This window comes from Phenylobacterium sp., from assembly GCF_004297125.1.
Classification (GTDB): Bacteria; Pseudomonadota; Alphaproteobacteria; order Caulobacterales; family Caulobacteraceae; genus Phenylobacterium.
This window is the reverse complement of the sequence record NZ_SCVD01000025.1, coordinates 223,035-244,478: the sequence shown is the minus strand read 5'-3', so window position 1 is coordinate 244,478 and position 21,444 is coordinate 223,035. Positions and strand designations below refer to the sequence as shown.

General features: G+C 70.5%; 24 protein-coding genes. 18 read left to right on the top strand and 6 right to left on the bottom strand.

Annotated elements, in window-relative coordinates; genetic code table 11:
• Positions 1–5 precede the first annotated feature (5 nt).
• Complete coding sequence (locus EPO51_RS18845) at positions 6–335, bottom strand: winged helix-turn-helix transcriptional regulator (protein ID WP_293353373.1); 330 nt, start codon at positions 333–335, stop codon at positions 6–8.
• Positions 336–455: 120 nt separating this feature from the next.
• On the opposite strand from EPO51_RS18845, the gene EPO51_RS18840 reads away from it, so the two are divergent.
• The 7 genes from EPO51_RS18840 to EPO51_RS18810 all read left to right on the top strand — a co-directional run bounded on the left by EPO51_RS18840 (position 456) and on the right by EPO51_RS18810 (position 6,525).
• Positions 456–1,157 (top strand): glutathione S-transferase family protein, encoded by a 702-nt coding sequence (locus tag EPO51_RS18840; RefSeq protein WP_293353371.1) that lies wholly within the window; start codon positions 456–458, stop codon positions 1,155–1,157.
• Between the two features lie 57 nt (positions 1,158–1,214).
• Entirely contained in the window at positions 1,215–2,426 is a 1,212-nt protein-coding gene (locus tag EPO51_RS18835) for an alkaline phosphatase family protein (RefSeq protein WP_293353369.1), read from the top strand.
• Between the two features lie 101 nt (positions 2,427–2,527).
• A complete protein-coding gene (locus EPO51_RS18830) occupies positions 2,528–2,998 on the top strand; it encodes a VOC family protein (RefSeq protein ID WP_293353367.1) in 471 nt (156 codons plus the stop codon).
• Complete coding sequence (locus tag EPO51_RS18825) at positions 2,989–3,327, top strand: ArsR/SmtB family transcription factor (protein WP_293353365.1); 339 nt, start codon at positions 2,989–2,991, stop codon at positions 3,325–3,327. Before EPO51_RS18830 ends, EPO51_RS18825 begins: the two co-directional genes overlap by 10 nt.
• The gene (locus EPO51_RS18820) at positions 3,324–3,788 is read left to right on the top strand and encodes an SRPBCC domain-containing protein (RefSeq protein WP_293353363.1); all 465 of its coding nucleotides are present in this window, start codon (positions 3,324–3,326) and stop codon (positions 3,786–3,788) included. Before EPO51_RS18825 ends, EPO51_RS18820 begins: the two co-directional genes overlap by 4 nt.
• Before the next feature lie 21 nt (positions 3,789–3,809).
• A complete protein-coding gene (locus EPO51_RS18815; protein WP_293353361.1) occupies positions 3,810–5,042 on the top strand; it encodes a TCR/Tet family MFS transporter in 1,233 nt (410 codons plus the stop codon).
• A 70-nt stretch (positions 5,043–5,112) separates the two neighbouring features.
• The gene (locus EPO51_RS18810; protein WP_293353359.1) at positions 5,113–6,525 is read left to right on the top strand and encodes a Do family serine endopeptidase; all 1,413 of its coding nucleotides are present in this window, start codon (positions 5,113–5,115) and stop codon (positions 6,523–6,525) included.
• An 11-nt stretch (positions 6,526–6,536) separates the two neighbouring features.
• Here EPO51_RS18810 and EPO51_RS18805 read toward each other — a convergent pair whose 3' ends face one another.
• Complete coding sequence (locus EPO51_RS18805) at positions 6,537–7,163, bottom strand: FMN-dependent NADH-azoreductase (RefSeq protein WP_293353357.1); 627 nt, start codon at positions 7,161–7,163, stop codon at positions 6,537–6,539.
• A gap of 80 nt (positions 7,164–7,243) precedes the next feature.
• Between EPO51_RS18805 and EPO51_RS18800 the strand changes: the two genes are divergently transcribed.
• From EPO51_RS18800 to EPO51_RS18780, 5 genes are all read left to right on the top strand, one after another.
• Positions 7,244–7,684, top strand: a complete 441-nt coding sequence (locus EPO51_RS18800) for a winged helix-turn-helix transcriptional regulator (protein ID WP_293353355.1) — start codon at positions 7,244–7,246, stop codon at positions 7,682–7,684.
• 46 nt (positions 7,685–7,730) lie between these two features.
• Positions 7,731–9,035, top strand: a complete 1,305-nt coding sequence (locus tag EPO51_RS18795) for a replication-associated recombination protein A (protein WP_293353353.1) — start codon at positions 7,731–7,733, stop codon at positions 9,033–9,035.
• Between the two features lie 70 nt (positions 9,036–9,105).
• On the top strand, positions 9,106–9,546 hold the full coding sequence (locus EPO51_RS18790) for a hypothetical protein (RefSeq protein WP_293353351.1): 441 nt from the start codon (positions 9,106–9,108) through the stop codon (positions 9,544–9,546).
• A 10-nt stretch (positions 9,547–9,556) separates the two neighbouring features.
• Positions 9,557–10,288 carry an RluA family pseudouridine synthase gene (locus EPO51_RS18785; protein WP_293353349.1) on the top strand — a complete coding sequence of 244 codons (732 nt, stop codon included), beginning with the start codon at positions 9,557–9,559 and terminating at the stop codon, positions 10,286–10,288.
• Positions 10,289–10,368: 80 nt separating this feature from the next.
• Positions 10,369–10,854 (top strand): CC0125/CC1285 family lipoprotein, encoded by a 486-nt coding sequence (locus EPO51_RS18780; RefSeq protein ID WP_293353347.1) that lies wholly within the window; start codon positions 10,369–10,371, stop codon positions 10,852–10,854.
• On the opposite strand, the gene EPO51_RS18775 is transcribed toward EPO51_RS18780, so the two are convergent.
• Positions 10,851–12,077: a hypothetical protein gene (locus EPO51_RS18775; RefSeq protein ID WP_293353345.1), complete on the bottom strand. Its 1,227-nt coding sequence runs from the start codon at positions 12,075–12,077 to the stop codon at positions 10,851–10,853. The two genes, EPO51_RS18780 and EPO51_RS18775, sit on opposite strands and share 4 nt — an antisense overlap.
• Before the next feature lie 56 nt (positions 12,078–12,133).
• Between EPO51_RS18775 and crcB the strand changes: the two genes are divergently transcribed.
• The 3 genes from crcB to EPO51_RS18760 are packed head-to-tail and all read left to right on the top strand — an operon-like array spanning position 12,134 to position 14,984.
• Positions 12,134–12,517: a fluoride efflux transporter CrcB gene (crcB, locus tag EPO51_RS18770; protein WP_293353343.1), complete on the top strand. Its 384-nt coding sequence runs from the start codon at positions 12,134–12,136 to the stop codon at positions 12,515–12,517.
• Positions 12,514–13,491 carry an RluA family pseudouridine synthase gene (locus EPO51_RS18765; RefSeq protein ID WP_293353341.1) on the top strand — a complete coding sequence of 326 codons (978 nt, stop codon included), beginning with the start codon at positions 12,514–12,516 and terminating at the stop codon, positions 13,489–13,491. The genes crcB and EPO51_RS18765 overlap by 4 nt, the downstream gene beginning before the upstream one ends.
• Positions 13,488–14,984: a putative 2OG-Fe(II) oxygenase gene (locus tag EPO51_RS18760; protein WP_293353339.1), complete on the top strand. Its 1,497-nt coding sequence runs from the start codon at positions 13,488–13,490 to the stop codon at positions 14,982–14,984. The genes EPO51_RS18765 and EPO51_RS18760 overlap by 4 nt, the downstream gene beginning before the upstream one ends.
• On the opposite strand, the gene EPO51_RS18755 is transcribed toward EPO51_RS18760, so the two are convergent.
• Together EPO51_RS18755 and EPO51_RS18750 are read right to left on the bottom strand one after the other, a co-directional pair.
• Positions 14,981–16,174 (bottom strand): DUF1501 domain-containing protein, encoded by a 1,194-nt coding sequence (locus EPO51_RS18755; RefSeq protein ID WP_293353337.1) that lies wholly within the window; start codon positions 16,172–16,174, stop codon positions 14,981–14,983. The genes EPO51_RS18760 and EPO51_RS18755 overlap by 4 nt on opposite strands.
• Complete coding sequence (locus tag EPO51_RS18750; RefSeq protein WP_293353335.1) at positions 16,171–17,604, bottom strand: DUF1800 domain-containing protein; 1,434 nt, start codon at positions 17,602–17,604, stop codon at positions 16,171–16,173. The genes EPO51_RS18755 and EPO51_RS18750 overlap by 4 nt, the downstream gene beginning before the upstream one ends.
• Before the next feature lie 75 nt (positions 17,605–17,679).
• On the opposite strand from EPO51_RS18750, the gene EPO51_RS18745 reads away from it, so the two are divergent.
• Positions 17,680–18,414: an ATP12 family chaperone protein gene (locus tag EPO51_RS18745; protein WP_363200994.1), complete on the top strand. Its 735-nt coding sequence runs from the start codon at positions 17,680–17,682 to the stop codon at positions 18,412–18,414.
• Here EPO51_RS18745 and EPO51_RS18740 read toward each other — a convergent pair.
• Positions 18,411–18,704, bottom strand: coding sequence for a putative quinol monooxygenase (locus EPO51_RS18740; protein WP_293353333.1), 294 nt, complete (start codon positions 18,702–18,704; stop codon positions 18,411–18,413). The two genes, EPO51_RS18745 and EPO51_RS18740, sit on opposite strands and share 4 nt — an antisense overlap.
• A 57-nt stretch (positions 18,705–18,761) precedes the next feature.
• Between EPO51_RS18740 and EPO51_RS18735 the strand changes: the two genes are divergently transcribed.
• Both EPO51_RS18735 and EPO51_RS18730 read left to right on the top strand, forming a co-directional pair.
• Positions 18,762–19,757, top strand: coding sequence for an LLM class flavin-dependent oxidoreductase (locus EPO51_RS18735; protein WP_293353441.1), 996 nt, complete (start codon positions 18,762–18,764; stop codon positions 19,755–19,757).
• Positions 19,758–19,860: 103 nt separating this feature from the next.
• Entirely contained in the window at positions 19,861–21,393 is a 1,533-nt protein-coding gene (locus EPO51_RS18730; protein ID WP_293353331.1) for an acyl-CoA carboxylase subunit beta, read from the top strand.
• The last annotated feature ends 51 nt before the right edge of the window (positions 21,394–21,444 follow it).

Here is a 21,444-nt window from a genome sequence, read left to right as displayed (position 1 = left end):
CTTTCCTAGGCCGCCTCGGCGCGGCGGGCCTCGGTCTGCGACCACCAGGCGCCCAGGGCGTCGATGACCGGCATCAGCCCCTCGCCCGCCTCGGTGAGCGCGTACTCGACCCGCGGAGGGACCTCGGGAAAGGCGGTCCGGGAGATGACGCCCCCATCCTCCAGCGCCCGCAGCTCGCGGGTCAGCATCTGCTGCGAGATTCCGGCGTTGGCCCGGCGCAGGGCGTTGAAGCGCATGGAGCCCTTCGACAGATAGTAGAGGATCAGCGCGCGCCACCGGCCGCTCAGCAGCACCATCGCCCCCTCGATCGGGCATTCCGAGACGCGATCCTGCATCGCTCCGTTCCTCTCCAAAGGTCCTGTTTTCGTGACCAGGTCAGACTTTTCTGCGTTCTTGGCCGGCCGATTCCATGTGGCTACTTGGGTGTTCCGTTCAACAGCCTGGAGTGCTGATCCATGGAACCCATCCTCGTCTACGGCCACCCGCTCGGCAGCAGCATGGGGCTCGTCGCCGCCCTGGAATGGCTGGGCCAGCCCTATCGCCTGACCCGCATCGATCTGTTCGGCGAGGTGCGCTCCGAGCCCTACCTGCGGCTGAACGGCCGAGGGGAAGCGCCGCTGCTGATCACCGACAGGGGCGAGCGGATTTCCGAGACCCTGGCCATCGCGCTGTGGCTGGAGGCGCGGGACGCCGAACGCCGGATCAGCTTCGCGCCGGGAACGCGCGAAGCGGACGTGCTGCACCAGTACATGGCTTTCCTCAACACCGGCTTCACCGCCGCGGTGGCGCCCTACTGGGCGGCCATGGAGGCCGCGGACGCCACGGCCGAACAGCAGGCCGCCTGGCGCGCCCTCGGCCGGCGGCAGGTCAACGACCGCCACCGCAAGCTGGAGGCGATGATCGGGAAGGGGCCCTACCTCCTGGGCGGTCGCCCGACGCTGGCGGACGCGCTGTTCGTGGGGGTCGCTCGCTGGGCAGACTTCCACCAGGCGATCGATCCGGCCGACTATCCGAAGATCGCCGCGCTCAAGACCCGGCTCCACGACGATCCGGCGGTGCGCTTCGCCGTGGCGCTCGAAGCGGGCGAGGCCGTGACCAGTCCGGCGCTGAAGGGGCACGTGCCGCTCGGCGAGCTGGTGCGGCGCGCGGCGGCCTGAGCGACGGGCGAAGGCGGCGTTGCAGGACCGTCGCGGGGCGAGGATAGGGTGGCGGACATGCTTCGCCTTATCGCTGTCCTCGCCGCGGTCCTGCTCGCCGCCTGCGCCACGACCCCGATGCAGGCCCCGGGCGGGCCGCCGGTCATCCTCGTGTCGATCGACGGCTTCCGGCCGGACTACCTGGACCGCGGCGTGACGCCCGTACTGTCGGGCCTGGCCGCCGCGGGCGTGCGGGCCGCGATGCGCCCCTCGTTCCCGTCCAAGACCTTCCCGAACCACTATGCCCTGGTCACCGGCCTGCGGCCCGACCGCAACGGCATCGTGGAGAATACCTTTGAGGACCCGCGCTGGCCCGGAGAGACGTTCCGGATGTCGAACCGAAAGGCCGTGCAGGATCGCCGCTGGTGGGACGAGGGCGAGCCGATCTGGGTGACGGCGGAGCGGGCGGGGATCGTCACCGCGCCGGCGTTCTGGCCGGGGGCGGAGGCGCCGATCCAGGGGGTGCGACCCCGCCATTTCCTGGTCTTCGACATGGCGACGCCCAACGAGGTGCGGGTCGATCGGCTGCTCGCCCTGCTGGACCTGCCCGCTCCGGAGCGGCCACGGTTCCTGACGCTCTACTTCGACACCGTGGACACCGCTGGCCACGACTTCGGCCCCGACTCGCCGGAGCTGAACGACGCCGTCGGCAAGGTGGACGCCCAGATCGGCCGGCTGGTCGAAGGCCTGGAAGCGAGGAGGACGCCCGCGAACCTGATCGTGGTGGCGGACCACGGGATGGCCCAGCTGTCGCCGGACCGTACGCTCTACATGGACGACCATCTGCCGGGGGACGCCTATCGGTACCTGACTCGCGGGGCGTTCATGACCATCTACCCGGCCCCAGGACGGGAGCACGAGGTCGCGTCGGCCCTGCTGAAGGCCCACGACCATTTCCGGTGCTGGGCCAAGGCCGACATCCCGGCGCCCTATCACTATGGAAAGAACCCGCGCGCGGCGCCGTTCTTCTGCCAGCCGGACACCGGCTGGACGCTGACGACCCGCGACTACAAGCCCAGCGAGCCGGAGCTGGGGAGCCACGGCTTTGACCCCTATAGCCCCGAGATGGCCGCCGTGTTCGTGGCCAACGGCCCGGCCTTCCGTCCCGGCGTCACGCTGCCGACGTTCGACAATGTCAGCGTCTATCCGCTGCTGGCCCGGCTGCTGCGCGTGAAGCCTGAGCCCAACGACGGGAAGCCGGACGACCTCCAGACTGCCTTGACGAGATAATTTCGATATGCGTTAAATATTATCAGCAAGGGAAATGAAATGGCCGCTCCCCGCTGAGGATGAGGTCGTCCATATCCGCAGTTGCCTGAAGGAGGTTTGAGATGGCTGTCCCCAACACCAAGGACTGGCGCGCGCCCCTGATGTCGGCGGTCTGCTACCGCGACCCCAAGGCGGCGCTGAAGTTCCTGGAGGCGGCGTTCGGCTTCGAGCTGTCGATGCTGATCGAGGACGACCAGGGCAACGTGGCCCATTCCGAGATGCGGTTCGGCGACGCGGTCGTCATGGTCGGCAGCGAATGGTCGGACGACCACAAGAGCCCGGCCTCGATCGGCGGCAAGAACACCCAGACCGTACACATCCAGATCGACACCGACGTGGACGCCCACTGCGAGCGGGCGCGGAAGGCCAGCTTCGAGATTCTGGTGGAGCCGGCCGACCAGTTCTACGGCGATCGCACCTATCGCTGCCGCGATCCGGAGGGCCACATCTGGACTGTCGCCCAGACCGTCCAGGCGGTGAGTCGCGAAGAAGCCGAACAGGCCAGCGGACTCAAGATCACGGGGTGGATTTGAGCGCCGTCCCGGCCCTCGACCAGACGCTGGCGGCCCTGGCCGACCCGCACAGGCGCCGCGCCATCGACCTGCTGGCGCAGGGGCCGCGGGCGGCGGGGGAACTGGCGCGGGAGCTGGACATCTCGGCGCCCGCCATGAGCCGTCACCTGCGCACCCTGCGCGCCAGCGGCCTGGTCGAGGAAAGCCATCCGGAGTTCGACGCGCGCGTTCGCATCTATGCCCTGAGGCCGGAACCCATGGTCCATCTGCTGCGCTGGCTGGAGGAGAGCGAACGGCTCTGGAGCGCCCAGCTCCTGGCGTTCAAGGCCCATGTCGAGCGGGACGCATGACCTCCAAGGTCTATGTGGCGTTGCGGGTGAAGGCGACGCCTCAGCGGGCGTTCGCGGTCTTCACCGAGGAGATCGGCGCCTGGTGGCGGCCGAGCGGCCTGTTCCAGACCACCCCGCGCGCGCCCGGCGCCCTGGCGTTCGCGGACGGGCGGCTGACCGAGACCCTGGCCAACGGCAAGGTCTTCGAGATCGGCAAGGTGCTGGCCTGGGAGCCGCCCGAACGACTGGTCTTCTCCTGGCGGCAGGCGAACTTCCCACCGGACCTCCATACCGAGGTCGAGGTGTGCTTCGAGGCCGTGGGCGACGAGACCCGCGTCAGCGTCGAACATCGCGGGTTCCATCAGGTTCCAGCCGGCAGCGCCGCCCGCCACGGCTTCCCCGACCATGCCCTGCTGGCCCGGCTGGCGGAGTACTGGCAGGCGCAGTTGCGCTCGGTGGGCGCGCGCGCCGAACTTCGTTAGACAGCGCGGGGGGAGAATAGCATGACCGACGAAACAGCCGCCGCGGCGGGCCGCCGGGCCAGCTTCCGCTTCATCTTCGCCCTGGCGCTGATGAACTCGATCTCGTTCGGGATCATGATCCCGATCCTGCCCAACCTCATCAAGCAGTTCACCGGCGGGGATACGGCGGCTGCGTCCGAATGGAACCTGGTGTTCGCCGCCACCTGGGGCCTGCTGCAGTTCGTCTCGGGCCCGGTGCTGGGCCTGATGGCCGACCGCTGGGGCCGACGGCCGGTGCTGTTGATCTCGCTGTTCGGCCTGGCGGTGGACTTCCTGTTCATGGCCATGGCGCCCACCCTGTGGTGGCTGTTCCTGGGCCGGATCCTGAACGGCCTGACAGCGGCCAGCTTCTCCACCGCCAACGCCTACCTGGCCGACGTCACCGCGCCGCAGGAGCGGGCCAAGGTGTTCGGCTGGATGAGCTCGGCGTTCAGTTTCGGCTTCATCTTCGGGCCCGCGATCGGGGGCACCCTCGGGGAGATCGACCTGCGCCTGCCATTCTTCGCGGCGGCGGGGCTGACCTTCGTCAACTGGCTGTACGGCTTCTTCATCCTGCCCGAGAGCCTGCCCCCCGAGCGGCGCGCCAAGACGTTCGACTGGAAGCGGGCCAACCCCGTGGGGTCGCTGACCCTGCTTCGCTCGCACACCGGCCTGCTGCCGCTGGCCGGCGTGGGCTTCCTGTTCCAGCTCGCCCACGTGGTGCTGCCGACCATCTTCGTCCTCTACCTGGGCTACCGGTACAATTGGACCCCGGCGATCCTGGGCTGGACCTTCCTGGCCACGGGCGTCGCGGGGGTGGTCGTGCAGACGTTCCTGGTGGGGCCGATCGTCAAGCAGGTCGGCGAGCGCAACGCCGTGCTGATCGGGGCCATGGCCGGAATGCTGGGCTTCGCCTGGTACGCCGCCGCGCCGACCGGCGCGCTCTACTTCCTGGGGGTGCCCGTGTTCGCCTTCACGGGCCTCCTGATGCCGGGCCTGCAGGGCTTGATGACGCGCCGGGTCTCGCCGCAGCAGCAGGGCCAGCTCCAGGGCGCCAACCAGAGCCTGATGGGCCTGTCGTCGATCATCGGTCCGATCATCTTCGGCGAGGTTTTCGCCTGGTCGCTGCGGCACGAGGCGTTCCACCTGCCGGGCCTGGCGATCTATCTCGCGGCCGGGCTGATGGGGCTGGCGTTCCTGCTGGCGTTCGTCGCGGCGCGCCAGCCGGCGGACTGATCTGCGGCAGCTTCGCCTTTATTGCGCCGGAAACCTGCGTAGCGTGCGACCGTTCGTTTTCGGAGACCCCATGCGCGCGCTTCGCGTCCTGATACCCGCCGTCCTGATGGCCCTGACGGCCGGCCACGCCATTGGCCAGCCGGCCGCCACCTTCGCCGAGCCGACCCGCGCGCCGCCGCCCAGCGCGGCGGCGATGAAGTCGTCCTTCGCCCCGGTCGTGCAGAGGACCGCCCCCGCCGTGGTGAACATCTCGGCCAAGCGGATGGTGCGTCAGCAGGTCGATCCGTTCTGGCAGATGTTCGGCCTCGGCGTGCCGCAGGCGCGGGTCGCCCAGTCGCTGGGTTCCGGCGTGATCGTCCGAGCCGACGGCATCATCGTGACCAACAACCACGTCGTGGAGGGCGGCCAGGAGATCACCGTGGCGCTGAACGACCGGCGCGAATTCGCCGCCCGCGTCCTGCTGGCCGATCCTCGCACGGACCTCGCCGTCCTCAAGATCGACGTCCCCGCCGGCGAACGCCTGCCGGTGCTGGCTATGGACGACAGCGGCGACACCCAGGTCGGCGACCTGGTCCTGGCCATCGGCGATCCCTTCGGCGTCGGCCAGACGGTGACCAACGGCATCGTCTCGGCGCTGAACCGCACCACCGACCCGACCGGCGAGGCCGGCTCGGCCTTCATCCAGACCGATGCGGCGATCAACCCGGGCAATTCCGGGGGCGCCCTCGTCGACATGGACGGCAATCTGATCGGGGTGAACAGCTTCATCCTCTCGCGCTCGGGGAGCTCGTCGGGCGTGGGGTTCGCCATCCCCGCCGCCGTCGTGCGCCGCGTGGTGGAGACCGCCGCCGGCGGCGGCCGCGCCGTGGTGCGTCCGTGGTTCGGTGCGCGCACCCAGACCGTCAGCGCCGAGATGGCCCGCAGCCTGGGCCTGCCCCTGCCGCAAGGGGCGATGATCGCCGACCTCTGGCCGAACGGTTCGGCGGCGCGGGCGGGTCTGCGCCAGGGCGACGTCGTACTGCAGGTCGACGGCCGGCCCGTCGTGGATGCGGCGGCGCTCAGCTACGCCATCGGCACGCATCGACCGGGCGACAGCCTCCGGCTCACGGTGCGCCGGGCCAATGGCCAGGACCAGACCGTCACCCTGCGCGCCGAGGCGGCGCCCGCCACGCCGGCGCGGGACGAGCGCACTCTGGCCGGCCGCAATCCGTTCGCCGGCGCCACCGTGGTCAACCTGTCCCCGGCGGTGGCCGACGAACTGGGCCTGGATCCCTTCGCCGGAACCGGGGTGCTGGTGACGAACCCCGGCGCAGGCCTGGCGCGCAATATCGGCCTGCAGCGTGGCGACATCGTTCGCGAGGTGAACGGGCTGAAGATCACCAGCGTGCGGGACCTGGCGGGGGTCATCGCCAGCCCGGCGCGGGCCTGGCGGGTGACCGTCGAGCGCAATGGCCGGCTGCTGACCCAGACCTTCGCGGCCTGAGCCGCTTCGCGCTAGGCGGCCTTACTCAGCGGTGAGAGAACCGCCGCCTGGGCGACGGCGGCTTCGAGCGCCGTCTGCTTGAGGTCGGGGCTGATGTTGACGCCTTCGGCGCCGACCACCTCGATGTCCGTCACGCCGATGAAGCCGAAGAAGCCGCGCAGGTAGCTCTCCTGGTGCTGGAGGGCCGCCGCCGGGCTCTCAGGGCCGTAGAAGCCGCCGCGCGAAGAGGCTAGGATCACGCGCTTGCCTCCGGCGAGTCCTTTGACGCCGGCCTCGGAGTAGCTGAAGGTCCGGCCGGCCACGGCGAGGTGGTCGATCCAGCTTTTGAGCTGGCTGGGGATGCCGAAATTGTACATCGGCACGCCCAGCACCACGACGTCAGCCGCCAGGAACTCCTCGAGAATCGCGTCGGCCTCGGCCACGTCACGGGCCTGGTCGGGAGTGCGCGCCTCGGCCGGCGTGGCCCGCGCGGCCAGCAGGGCGCCGGACTGGTGCGGGGCGGGCGCGGCGTCGAGGTCGCGGTAGGTCACGCGGACGTCGGGCGTCGCGGCGCGCAGGGCGGCCACGGCGGCGGCGGAGATCTTCCGGCTGACCGAGTGGTCGCCGAGGATGCTGGAATCGACATGGAGGAGGTTCACGGAGAGGTCCTTGGGCTGGTATATTTTTGTGACCAGCACTATTTGCGTAACCGTCGAGCCCCTCACAAGAAGGCACTATTTTGGTCCCCGAGCACACGCATGTGACCGATGGCGGTCTCTCCCACGAGGAGGTCTTCGCCAGGATGGAGAAGCACGGGGTGGCCTCGGTGGAGTCGAGCTGCCGGCCAGTGACCGACATCCTGTCGCGCATCGGCGACAAGTGGAGCGTGATGGTCGTCATGCTGCTGGCCCCGGGCCCGCGACGGTTCAACGAGATGCGCCGCGCCATCAACGGCATCTCCCAGCGCATGCTGACGCTGACCCTGCGCGGCCTGGAGCGCGACGGGCTGGTGACGCGCACGGTCTTCCCGACCATTCCGCCGCGGGTGGACTACGAGCTCACCGAGCTGGGGCAGTCGCTGCGCAAGCCGATCGAGGCCCTGGGCGAGTGGGCGTTCAAGAACCGGCCGGAGGTCGAGGCGGCGCGGACGCGGTTCGATCAGGCCGCCGACCGATCCTGACGTCGATGCGCCTCACCATCGCCGCCGGGGTTTGCTAAGGGTCCTTATGGCCGATCTCTTCGAAGCCGCGGGCCTGACGCCCCAGCAGCCGTCGCCGCTCGCCGACCGCCTGCGCCCGCAGAAGCTGGACGAGGTGGTGGGCCAGGACCACCTGCTGGGGCCCGAGGGCCCGATCCGCCGAATGGCCGAGGCCAGGCGGCTGTCGTCCATGATCCTCTGGGGTCCACCCGGCACCGGCAAGACCACCATCGCGCGCCTGCTGGCCAAGGAGGCGGGCTACGAGTTCCAGCAGCTCTCGGCGGTGTTCTCCGGCGTCGCCGACCTGAAGAAGGCCTTCGAACAGGCCCGAACCCGCCGGCTGGCCGGGCAGGCGACCCTGCTGTTCGTCGACGAGATCCACCGGTTCAACCGCGCCCAGCAGGACGGCTTCCTGCCCTTCGTGGAGGAGGGGATCGTCACCCTGGTGGGGGCGACCACCGAGAACCCCTCGTTCGAGCTGAACGGCGCTCTCCTGTCGCGCAGCCAGGTCTATGTGCTGAAACGCCTGGACGAGGAGGCGTTGCAGACCCTGCTCTCCAAGGCCGAGGAGCATGAGGGCCGCGAGCTGCCGCTGGAGCCCGAGGCGCGCGCCGCCCTGATGGCCATGGCCGACGGCGACGGCCGCTATCTGCTGACCCTGGCCGAGACCCTGTTCAATATCGGTTCGGCCAAGCCGCTGGACACCAAGGCTCTGGGCCAGGTGCTGCAGAAGCGCAGCCCGGCCTACGACAAGGACCGGGAAGAGCACTACAACCTCATCTCGGCCCTGCATAAGTCGATCCGGGGTTCGGACCCGGACGCGGCGCTCTACTGGCTGGCCCGCATGCTGACCGGGGGCGAGGACCCGCTGTTCATCGCGCGCCGCCTGATCCGCGCGGCGGCGGAGGACATCGGCGAGGCGGACCCCATGTCGCTGGTGCTCGCCAACGCCGCCAAGGACACCTACGATTTCCTGGGCTCGCCCGAGGGTGAGATCGCCCTGGCCCAGCTCGTGGTCCACATGGCCGCCGCGCCCAAGTCGAACGCGGTCTATGTGGCGTTCAAGGCCGCCATGAAGGCGGCCAAGGAAACCGGCTCGCTGATGCCGCCGGCCCACATCCGCAACGCCCCCACCAAGCTCATGAAGGATCTGGGCTACGGCAAGGGCTACGCCTACGACCACGACGCGCCCGAGGGCTTCTCGGGCCAGAACTACTTCCCCGAGGGGATGGAGCGGCGGCAGTTCTACCAGCCGCGCGGCGAAGGCTCCGAGGCGCGGATCAAGGAGCGTCTCGAGCGCTGGGCCGCCCTGCGCCGCGAGCGCGGCGAGTGACACGCCGACCATTGTTCTGCGGATGAGCCGGGCTTAGGCTCGCTCCCAGGTCCATGGGAGGGACGCCAAGATGACCGAAGCTATCGACACCAGCCGCAGCGCGCCCTGGCACTTCTGGGTGGTCGCGGCGATCGCCGTGCTCTGGAACGGATTCGGCGGCTACGACTACACGATGAGCCATCTGCAGGGCGAGACCTACTATCGGCAGATGGGCATGACCGACGGGCAGATCGCGCTCATGGCCGCCTTCCCGGGCTGGATGCACGCCGTCTGGGCCATCGGCGTGTGGGGCTCGGTCGCGGGTTCGCTGTTGCTCCTGCTCCGAATGCGCTGGGCGATGCACGCGTTCGCGCTCTCCACCCTGGGGGCCGTGGGCTCGCTGACCTACAACCTGGTCACGCCGGGGGCTGCGGCCGTGATGAGCCCGGTCATGCCCGCGATCATCGTGGTGATCTGCCTGTTCTTCGTCTGGTACGCGTGGACGATGACGAAGCGGGGTGTGCTCCGCTAAACCCGGCGGCGTGAAAGTCCAGACGCCGGTCAAGCTGTCGCCCGAAGAGGTCGCGTTCGTCCGCGGCCTCGTCATGTATGAGGACGCCGAGATCCTGGCGCTGAACAAGCCGGCGGGCCTGTCCAGCCAGGGCGGGCGCGGGCAGGTCCATACGCTGGACGAGCTGCTGTGGGCCTTCGCGAAGCCCGGGAAGGCGCGGCCCAGGCTGATCCATCGGCTAGACCGCGACACCTCAGGCGTGATCCTGACCGCCAAGACCAAGCCGGCGGCCGGCTTCCTGGGCAAGGCGCTGATGGCGCGGCGGTTCGCCAAGACCTATCTGGCCATCGTCACGCCCGGCGCGCCGGAGCCCAAGGGCGGCCGGATCGAGCAGGCCCTGCGCCGCGACGAGACCGGCCGCGAGGCCTATATGCGGCCATGCCCGCCGGACCATCCGGACGCGGAACTGGCGGTCTCGCGCTATCGCACGCTCAAGCACACCGACGGCGCGGCCCTGCTGGAGCTCGATCCGGAGACCGGTCGGATGCACCAGTTGCGGGTGCATCTGGCCCACATCGGCCGTCCGATCGCCGGCGACGCCCGCTACGGCGGCGCCCTGGTGGTGGGCGGCCAGCCCGTGCCGCGCCTAATGCTGCACGCCACGGCGCTGAAGTTCCCGCATCCTGGCGGCGGGGAGAAGCGCCTCGAAGCGCCGCCACCCGCCGACTTCGCGGGCCTCGTCGCGGCCCTGGGGCTGGTTTAGCGGAACGGCGCAGCCAGATCGTCCGTTTCGGCGTATAAGCTTCGGAAGGGACACGCCTTTCCGAGTTTGGACCGTTTACCATGAAGCGCATGCTCATCGCCGCAGCCGCCGCCCTGTCGCTGGCCGCCTGCGCCACGACGCCCACGCTCTACCAGCCGGCGGCCGGGCCGCAGGCCGTGGGCTATTCCGACTATCGGATCGAGCCGGGCCGCTACCGGATCACCTTCCGGGGCGGGCCGGGCGCGCCGCCGCAGCAGGTGACGGACTACGCGCTGATGCGAGCGGCCGACCTCGCCATCGCCGGCGGCTACGACTGGTTCCGGGTCGCCGACCGCTTCCTGGAGGGGCGGCCCGACCGGGGCCCGCGCATGGGCGTCGGCGTCGGCGGCGGCGACTTCGGCTATCGCAGCGGGGTCAGCGTCGGCGTTGGCACGACCTTCAACCTGGGCGGGGGGCCGTCGCTGGCGTCCACCATCGAGGTGGTGATGGGCCGGGGCGAGCGGCCGCGCGGCGAGGACACCTACGACGCCCGCGCCCTGCGACGTAGCCTGGGCGAACGGATTTAGGCCACTTCCCGCCCGAGATTGGTGAGCGGCGGCGAGCGCACGCCGGCATGGGTGAAGCCCGCGTCGTCGGCCATGTCCATGTGGCGGAAGTCGGAGAGGCCCTGGGCGATCAGCGCCGGCGCCTTGCCGCGCATCTGGTGCGCCATCAGCCGCATGAACGCCTCCAGCTTCGGGCGAGGCAGGGTGACGTCGGAGAAGTCGATCGACAGGCCGTTGAACCGGGCGCCCTGGATCGGCTCCAGCGCGTCCCGGGTCGGCTGCAGGCGGGCCAGCACGCCGCGCGTCAGGCTGCCGACCAGGCTGACGACCTCGACCATGCGGCCAGCGGGCGTGCCGCGGTCGATGTCGATGAATTCCAGCATCATGCCCTGGCGCACGCGCTCCGGCGTGACGCCTTCGATGCTCACCAGCTCCTGGCGGCCCTTGCGGCCCCCCATGGTGCGGAACGAGGCCGGCAGGATCACGGGGGGCTGGCTGCGGGCGTCCACCGGCATGAAGAGCGCGCCGAACGCCAGGGTGGCGCGGTCGATGGCCAGGACGTCGGCGTCCGACAGGCGGGCGAACCGCCGCGTGGGGATGATCTCGCCGGTGGCGCTGAAGCTGACCATCGGCTCGACGCGCAGGACCGCGGTGACCTTGTGGCTCAGGCTGATCACATGTTCGAGGGCGAAGTCCACGCGCAGCCGCTGGCCGTTGGCGGCTACGAAGGAGATCGGATTGCGCTCGCGCTCGCGCTCGGTGCTGACCTGGCGGCGGAAGGGGGCGGAGGACTCGGTCTCGCGGGCCTTGGCGATCACGGCCGGGTCCAGGTCGGCGACCGTGAGCTCGTCGCCCTCGATCCTGCTGACCGACCTGATGCGGATGTCCATCCGCTCGACCGAGCCCAGGAAGAACTCTAGCACGTCCTCAAGGACCTTCATGCCGACGGCCTGGGCCGCGACGCCGTCCTCCGTGGTCATGGCGACCAGGACGTCGGTCTCGCTGATCCGGTGATGGATGTCCTGATAGGACAGGTATTCGTTGAGCTTGCGCCCAAGGTAGCCCCAGACGTCGTCCCGCTTCTTGGGCCAGCGTTCGCCGGAACGTTCGCGGATCGCCTCGACGCTGATGACGTAGACCGCGCCGCGTTCGACCCGGTCCGAGCCGGCCAGGCGTTCGAGCACTGTCGCGGCGTCCGCGGCAGTGATCTTCGAGACGGTCATACCGACGTGGGCCCGTGACATCGGTGTAGTTTCGCCGACATTGGCAAACTAAGTCTTGCCGTCGCATAAGGCGCGTCATGCAGACTCTTCTCCTGGTGGCGGCCGGCGGTGCGACGGGCGCGGTGGCCCGTTACCTCCTCGGCGTGCAGGCGATGCGGTCGCTGGGCTACGCCTGGCCGTACGGCACCTTCGTGGCCAACATCCTGGGCGGCTTCCTGATGGGCGTGCTGGCGGGGGTGCTCGCCCTGCGCGGTGGGGCCGATCAGGAGAAGTGGCGGCTGCTGCTGGGCGTGGGCGTGCTGGGCGGCTTCACGACCTTCTCGGCCTATTCGCTGGAGGTGGCGCTGATGGTCGAGCGCAAGGCTTACGGCCAGGCCGCCCTCTACAGCCTGGGTTCGGTGGTGCTGTCGATCCTGGCGCTGTTCGCGGGCCTGCTGCTGATGCGGCGGCTCCTCGCATGAGGGAGGTCCGCACCCTCTATGTGGACAAGGGCGAGGAGGGCGTGCGCCTGGACCGTTGGTTCAAGCGCCGCTGGCCGCACCTGAACCATATCCAGCTCCAGAAGCTGACCCGCTCGGGCCAGATCCGGGTGGACGGCGCCCGGGCCAAGCCCGACACCCGCCTGGCGGCCGGCGCCCAGGTGCGCGTGCCGCCGCTGCCGGACGCTCCGCCGGCGCGCGAGAAGGGCGAGCTGGACCCGCGCGACGCGGCCTTCGCCAGAAGCCTGGTGATCTACGAGGACGAAGAGGTCCTGGCGCTGAACAAGCCGTCGGGCCTGGCCGTGCAGGGCGGCACCAAGACCCTCAAGCACGTGGATCGCCTGCTGTCGGCCTGGGGCGAGGGGCTGGAGCGGCCCCGGCTGGTCCACCGCCTGGACCGCGACACCTCGGGGGTGCTGGTGCTGGGCAAGTCGCCCCAGGCGGCGGCGAAGCTGGCGGGCGCCTTCGCCAAGCGCCGGGCGCAGAAGATCTACTGGGCCATCGTGTCCGGCTTCCCCAAGCCGGGCGAGGGCGTGCTGGACCTGCCGTTGGCCAAGAAGGGCGTCGGCGACCGCGAGATGATGGTTCCGGTCGATCCCAAGGACGAGCGCGCCGAGACCGCCGAGACCGAGTTCGTGACCATCGCCCGCGCCGGCCCCCGCGCCGCCTGGATGGCGCTGTGGCCCCACACCGGCCGCACGCACCAGCTGCGCGCCCACATGCTGGCCATGGGCCACCCGATCCTGGGCGACCCCAAGTACAACAACGAAGCCTCCGTCAGCCTCTCCGAGGGCCTGAAGCTGCAGCTCCACGCCCGCCGCCTGATCCTGCCGCATCCGTCGCGCGGGACCCTGGCGCTGGAGGCCCCGATCAGCCCGGAGCTGCGCGCGGGCTTCCAACGTTTCGGCTTCGACGAGCACGAGGCGGACCCCGAACCCTTCAAGAGGCGCCGTTGAGCAACGATCCCCTGGACCGGGCGAAGGCCCTGCTGGACGAAGGCCGGCTGGACGAAGCCCTCGCCATCACCACCCCGCTGGCCGACCACCCCGAACCGCGCCACCGGGCGCTGGCCATGCACGCCACCGCGCTCAAGGCCGTGGGCCGCCGCGAGGAGGCCCTGGTGTTCGACCAGCGCGCCACCATGCGGTTCGGCCACAGCGGCGTGGCCTGGCACAACCTCGCCGCCACCCTGGGCGATCTGGGCCACGGCGCCGAGGCGGTCGAGGCGATGAACCGCGGCTTCAAGTTGGGCCTGGACGGCGCGCTGAGCTGGGGCGTGATGGCGCGGTCCAAGGCCGCCGCCGGCGACCTGGACGGCGCCGAGCAAGCCTATCTGGAGGCGCTCAAGCGGGCGCCGCAGCGGGCCGAGACCGCGGCGGAATACGCCGACGTCGTCTGGATGCGCCGCGGCGACGTCAACGAAGCCCAGGCCATCCTGGACCGCTCCGCCCATGCCGGTGGCCCGCCCGCGCCCCTGCTGCTCACCAAGGCCAAGCTGTACGAGGCGGCCGGCGAACTGGACAAGGCCGCCGAGCTGCTGGCCCTGGCCGCCGAGCGGCTGCCGGACGAGATCGCCCTGGTCATGGCCGCCGGCCAGGCCGCCCTGGAGCGCGGCCGGCTGGACGAGGCCGAGCGCCTGGCCCTGGTCGCCGAGGCCCGCGTGCCGGAGTCGCCGGGGGTCCTGAACCAGATGGCGATCGTCTACCTGGCCCAGGGCAAGGCCGACCTGGCCCTTGAGAAGGCGCGGAAAGGGCTGGCGTTCGCCCCGGAGAACCAGTCGCTGTGGGGCTGGGCCGCGACCGCCGCCCGCGCGGTCGGCGATCCGCTGTACAAGGAACTCTACGACTACGACGCCATGGTCGGCGTCCACGAGATCGAGACCCCGGCCGGCTGGGACAGCCTGGAGGCCTACCTGGCCGACCTGGCGAAGGCCCTGAACGCGATCCACCTCTACAACGAACACCCATCCTCGCAGTCGCTGCGCCACGGCAGCCAGACCACCTATCGCCTCACCGGCTCGAACGACCCGGCCATCAAGGCTTTCTTCAAGGCGGTGGACAAGCCGATCCGCCAGCATATCGCCGGCATGGGCGAGGGGACCGACCCGGCGCGTTCCCGACGCACCGGCGACTACCGGATCGAGGGCGCCTGGTCGGTGCGGTTGAAGCCGGGAGGCTTCCACAAGGACCACTTCCATCCCGAGGGCTGGCTGTCGTCGGCCTTCTATGTGGAGACGCCGGACAGCGCGCTGGACACCGACGAGAAGCAGGGCTGGATCCGCTTCGGCCAGCCGCCGTTCAAGACCGACCCCGAGCTGCCCGCCGAGCATTTCGTGCGGCCGAAGCCGGGCCGCCTCGTGCTGTTCCCGTCGTACATGTGGCACGGCACCGTGCCCTTCACGACAGACGAGCGCCGCCTGACCATCGCCTTCGACGCGGTGCCGGTCTAGACGAGGCCCGTGAGCGGCCGCACGCCCGCGCTGTCCGGGAACACGGTGGTGTCCAGCGCCCGCCTGTCCATGCCGAGGTACTCGGCCAGCAGGCCCTTCTCAAGGGCGCGCAGGTCCAGCGCCGGATAGACGTCCCGGTCCTCGAACAGGGCCTGGCGCCTCAGCGTCGGCCAGTCGCCGACGATGCCGCCGGGCTTCAGCGCGCCGCCGAGCAGCAGCGCCGTCGAGGCTGTGCCGTGGTCGGTGCCGCCGGTGCCGTTCACCCGGGCCGTGCGGCCGAACTCGGTGACCGCCAGCACCACGGTGTCGTTCCAGGCGGGCCCCAGGCCGGTGTGCAGCCCGTCCACCAGGGCGTCGAGGGCGGTCAGGCGCGCGGTGAGCACGCCCGCCTGGTTGGCGTGGGTGTCGAAGCCGTCCAGCGAGACGGCGGCCAGCTGCGGCCCGCCCGGCGCCTTCAGGAAGCCGGCCAGGGCCTCGCCCAGGGCGCGGGCGGCCTCGGCGCCCTGGGCGGCGCCGCGGCGCATGCCGCCGCCCGTCATGGCGTCGCCGGCCGCGCCGCTCTCGCGGGCCATGGTCTCGGTCACCAGGCCGCGCGCCAGCGCCGGACCCAGCAGCGGATCGTCCTTGTAGAGGTCCTGCAGCAGGCTCGGCAGGCGCGCCGTGGCGTCGACGCTGCGGCCCGGCGACCACGAGGCGGCGGGCGCGGGGCCGCGCAGGATCAGGGGCGCGGTGGGGCCGACCGAGATCGCCTCGACGCGGCCGGCGGCGGACATGGCCTGGGCCGAACGGTTCAGCCAGCCGGAGGTGGTGGCGTAGACCCCCGCCGCGCCGGTCTCCAGCACGTCCTGGGCCTCGAAGTGCGAGCGGGCGCGGTCGGGGGTGGCGACGGCGGGTGCGATCCTCGCCTGGCCGGCCTGCGCCAGCCTGTGGACGGTCGGCAGGGCGGGATTCAGGGCGAAGGTCCCGTCCAGCTTGAGCGCCGCGTCGCCCAGCGCCAGGCCGCCGCGTAAGGGCCGGTAGTCCGGATCGCCCACCGGGGCGGCGACGGACAGGCCGTCCATGCCGCCCCGGCAGATGATCACCACGAACTTCCTGTTGGCCGGGACCGCGGCGTCCGCCACGCGGGCGAGGAAGGGCAGGGCGAGGCCGGCGGCGGCGAAGGCCCGGCGGGAGAGAAGCGGAGCGTTCATCGGCGCTGGAACTCCGGGGTCATGAGCAGCAGGGCGACGGCCTCGGCGCGGGACTCGGCGCGGGAGATGGCCTTGGCGGAGGCGGGCGACAGGCGCACGCCCAGGGTCTGGTCTGCGAGGGCGACGGGGTCTTGCACCTGTGGGCCCGCGACCGCGCCCAGCGCTTGCGCGAACTGCATCCGCTTCACCAGGGCGTCGGACGCGGCCCAGGGCCCGGCTTCGTCGGGCCAGCCCTTGGGGGAAGGCGCGCCGAAAGGGCGTTGGCCCAGGCCGTTCAGCGCCGCGTTCACCTGGCCCAGGTCGCGCGGCTCCTGGCCCAGGGCGCGGTAGCTGGAGACCACGAACTCATAGGGCGTCTTGAACTTGGCCGGCTGGGCCGCCCAGGCCTCGGGCGCGTCCACCAGGGTCTCGGCGACGCGGGCGAGGTCGCCGTGCGTGGAGATCCAGGCCTTCTCCAGTCGCGTCACCAGAGCTGGCGGAGGGTCGTCGGCCACGAAATGTCGGGCGAGCTTCGCGCAGACGAAGCGGGCGGTCTGCGGCCGGGCCGCGAGGTCGGCCAGGACGGAGCCGGCCTGTTCCTTGCCGCCCGCGGCGTAGCGGACGCCCATGACGGTGCGCTCGCCAGGCTCGTGGGCCTGGCCGCGGAAGACCACGCCCTCGACGCCGGCGTCGCGTGGGCCGGCGATGGAGAGGCCGGTGAGGGCGCGGGCGAACTCGGTGACGTCGGCCTGGGCATAGCCGCCATCGACGCCGACGGTGTGCAGCTCGAGGATCTCGCGGGCCAGGTTCTCGTTCAGGCCGGGATCGCGGCGGGGCCGGGCCTCGTTCCGGGGTGCCTGACGCCTAGCCGCGCCGCGCCGTTGGAACTGGGCCGCCTGGCTGTTGGGGCCCACCGACTGGACCTGGTCGAGGTAGAGCAGCATGGCCGGATGGGTCTCGGCCGCGCCCAGGAGGTCGGCGAAGCGGCCGAAGACGTGGGGGCGGATGGCCTCGTTCTCGTATGGCCCGACCAAGGTGGCGGTCTGGACCTTGCTGGCCGAGACCGTGAAGTGGTTGGCCCAGAACAGCGCCCAGCGTTCGCGGAATCCGGCGTCGGTGACGGCGGCGAGCTGCACGCGGCCCAGGATGTCGCCCGCCGCGTTCTGGCGGATGAACTGGCGAGCGGCCCTCACGGCCGAGTCTTCCTCGGGCTTGCCATCTGAAGCCGGGGCACTGCGCGCCATCGCTCGTTCGCGCCGGTAGGCCTGGAATTCGGCCAGGCGCTGGTTGGCAGTCTCGCCGTCGGTCTTGAACAGGTCGGCGCCGTCGCGGCGGATCTGGCCCTTCAGATAGCCGCGGGGGTCCCTGGCCGCCTCCGCGATCTCGCCCGGCCGGGCGCCCAGGCCGAAGCGGGTGGCTGCGATCGCGGCCTCGATGTCCTTCTGGCTCACGCTTCCTCCTTGCGGCCGGCGCGTTTCGTCCCCATTCCACGCCCGCATCGGCGCGTTCCGTCGGGAGAGAGCATTTTGGACCTGCGCAAAGGTTTCCACGAACCGGCCGAGAAGCCTCGGAAGTTCTACAAGGCGGTCACGGTGGCCGAGGTCGACGGCGGCTGGCAGGTGCGGCTGGACAGCCGCAACCTGCGCACGCCCAAGGCGCAGCTCATGATCCTGCCGACCCGCGCCATCGCCGAGCTGGTGGCCGAGGAATGGGAGGCGCAGACCGACGTCATCGAGATGGCGACCATGCACGCCACCCGCCTGGCGAACACGGCCATCGAGACCATTGGCGGCTCCCGCGAGGGCGTGGCCGACCAGATCGCCGACTACGCGGGCTCGGACCTGGTCTGCTACGTCGCCGAGGCGCCGCCAACCCTGGTGTCGCGCCAGCAGGCCGCCTGGGAGCCCGTTCTGGCCCGCGCCGAGGCGGAAGAAGGCCTCGTGTTCGAACGCTGCACGGGGATCGTGCATCGCGAGCAGCCGGGCGAGACCCTGACCAAGGTGCGCGAGATCGCGCTGTCCCTGGACGACTTCGCCCTGGCCGGCCTGGCGTTCGGCGTGCCGCTGTTCGGTTCGGCCGTGCTGGCCATCGGCCTGCTGCGCGGGTGGATGACCGGTGAGGCGGCCTACGATCTCTCGCGCATCGACGAGGCTTTCCAGGAAGAGACCTGGGGCGTCGACGAAGAGGCGGCCGAGCGGACCGCGCGGCTGCGGATCGAGGCGCGGATGCTGGACCGCTGGTTCCGGGCGCTGGCGGCCTAGTCCCGCGGCGCCACCGGCAGGATCTTCACCCGCGTGCTGCTGGCGCAGAGCTCGCGCACGGCCTTCATGAAGTCGTTCGAGCCTTCCCGGGCGAAATGCGCGTCCAGCGCCGGGCGGTCGGCCCACTCCTCGTAGAAGAACAGCCGCATCGGGTTCTCGCAGTCGACGTGGACGCCGTGGGTCAGGCAGCCGGGCTCGGCGCGGGAGCGGAGGGTGTGAGCCACCGCCGCCTCGAGCAGCGCATCGAATGTCTCAGGCTTCGCGGTGACCGAGCCGGTGACGATCAGCATGGGAATCTCCGTTCCGCTGACCTTAGCAGGCGGCCTCCGGGCGCCTACATGGGCGGGATGGTTCCGCTCTCCGTCCTCGACCTCTCTCCCATCGTCCAGGGCGGCAGCCCCTCCCAGTCGCTGCGCGCCAGCCGCGGGCTCGCCCAGGCGGCCGAGCGCCTGGGCTACCAACGCTACTGGCTGGCCGAGCACCACAACATGACCGGCATCGCCAGCGCGGCCACGGCGGTCGCCCTGGCCTTCGTCGGCGACGGCACCTCGACCATCCGGCTGGGCGCGGGCGGGGTGATGCTGCCCAACCACGCCCCGCTGATCATCGCCGAGCAGTTCGGGACCCTGGACGCCATCTATCCCGGCCGCATCGACCTGGGCGTCGGCCGCGCGCCAGGCACGGACCAGCTCACCGCCCGCGCGCTCCGCCGCAACCTGACCGGCGGCGTCGACCAGTTCCCGCAGGACGTGATCGAGCTCATGGCCTTCCTGAAGGACCCGCAGCCCGGCCAGGCGATCCGCGCGGTCCCAGGCTCGGGCTCCAACGTGCCCGTATGGGTGCTGGGCTCCAGCCTGTTCGGCGCCCAGCTGGCCGCCGCCCTGGGCTTGCCGTTCGCCTTCGCCTCGCACTTCGCCCCGCAGATGATGGACGAGGCCGCCGCGATCTATCGCAGGCAGTTCGAACCGTCCGAATATCGCGCCCGCCCGCACCTGATGCTGGGCCTGAACGTGGTCGCCGCCGAGACGGACGATGAGGCGCGGTTCCTGTTCAGCTCGCTGCAGCAGGCGTTCATCAACCTGCATCGCGGCCAGCCCGGTCCGCTGCCGCCGCCGCGCGAGGATCCCGATGGGTTGTTCGCCGGAACGGTCGGGCCCGGATCGCCGCTGTCCAAGGCGGTGGTGGGCGGGCCGGAGACCGTGCGCGCGGGCCTGCAGCAGTTCGTCGAGCGGCACCGGCCCGACGAGATCATCGTCACCGCCCAGATCTTCGACCAGGAGAAGCGGATCCGCTCGCTGGAGCTGGTCGCCCAGGCGCGGGACGCCCTGGCGCTCGCCGCTTAGGGCGCAGCTTCGCACCGGGTGGGGAGGGCTCCCCCGGCGGCAACTTGCTTCACGGCCCAAGCGCCTCTACGCCTTCGCTTTTCGTGGATATAGGGCCGGCGGCGTGAAGCAGATCCTGGAAGAGCTCGAGAAGCGTCGCGGCGAAGCCCGTCTGGGCGGCGGCGAGAAGCGGATCGCCAGCCAGCACGCCAAGGGCAAGCTCACCGCCCGCGAACGCATCGACCTCCTGCTGGACGAGGGTTCGTTCGAGGAGTTCGACATGTTCGTCGAGCACCGCGTCACCGAGTTCGGCATGGCCGACAACCGCATACCCGGCGACGGCGTGGTCACCGGCTGGGGGCGAATCAACGGCCGTGTGGTCTTCGTCTTCTCCAAGGACTTCACGGTGTTCGGCGGCTCGCTCTCGTCCGCCCACGCCGAGAAGATCCTCAAGGTGCAGCGCCAGGCCATGAAGGTGGGCGCCCCGGTGATCGGCCTGTTCGACGCCGGCGGCGCGCGGATCCAGGAGGGCGTGGCGGCCCTGGGCGGCTATGCCGACATCTTCCTGGAAAACACCCTGGCCTCGGGCGTCATCCCCCAGATCAGCGTGATCATGGGGCCCTGCGCCGGCGGGGACGTCTATTCGCCGGCCATCACCGACTTCATCTTCATGGTGAAGGACACCTCCTACATGTACGTGACCGGCCCCGACGTGGTGAAGACGGTCACCCACGAGGACGTCAGCCACGAGGACCTGGGCGGCTACCGGGTCCATGCGCTGAAATCCGGCGTCGCCGACGGCGCCTTCGAGAACGACCTGGAAGCGCTGACCCAGATCCGCCGGCTGGTCGATTTCCTGCCGCTCAACAACCGCGAGAAACCGCCGGTCCGCCAGAGCTACGACGAGCCCGGCCGGATCGAGATGTCGCTGGACACCCTGGTGCCTGCGAACCCCAACAAGCCCTACGACATGAAGGAACTGATCCTGAAGGTCGTGGACGAGGCCGACTTCTTCGAGATCAGCCCGGACTTCGCCAAGAACATCGTGGTGGGCTTCGGCCGGATGGACGGCCAGCCGGTGGGCATCGTCGCCAACCAGCCCCAGGTGCTGGCCGGCGTGCTGGACATCGACTCCAGCCGCAAGGCCGCCCGGTTCGTGCGCTTCTGCGACGCCTTCGAGATCCCGCTCATCACCTTCGTGGACGTGCCGGGCTTCATGCCCGGGACAAAGCAGGAGCAGGGCGGGCTCATCAAGCACGGCGCCAAGCTGCTGTTCGCCTTCGCCGAGGCCACGGTGCCCAAGATCACCATCATCACCCGCAAGGCCTACGGCGGCGCCTATGACGTGATGAGCTCCAAGCACATCCGCGGCGACATCAACTACGCCTGGCCGACCGCCGAGATCGCGGTCATGGGATCCAAGGGCGCGGTGGAGATCATCTTCCGCTCCGAGATCGGCGACCCCGAGGCGATCGCCAGGCGCGAGGCCGAGTACAAGGCCAGGTTCGCCAACCCGTTCGTCGCCGCCTCACGCGGCTACATCGACGACGTGATCATGCCTCACTCCACCCGCAAGCGGATCGTCAACGCGCTGAAGAACCTCAAGGGCAAGACCCTGACGAACCCCTGGAAGAAGCACGATAACATCCCGCTTTAGGCCGGAACTCCTCCATCAGCCCCCCGTTCTCCACGCCAAACGGGATTCGCC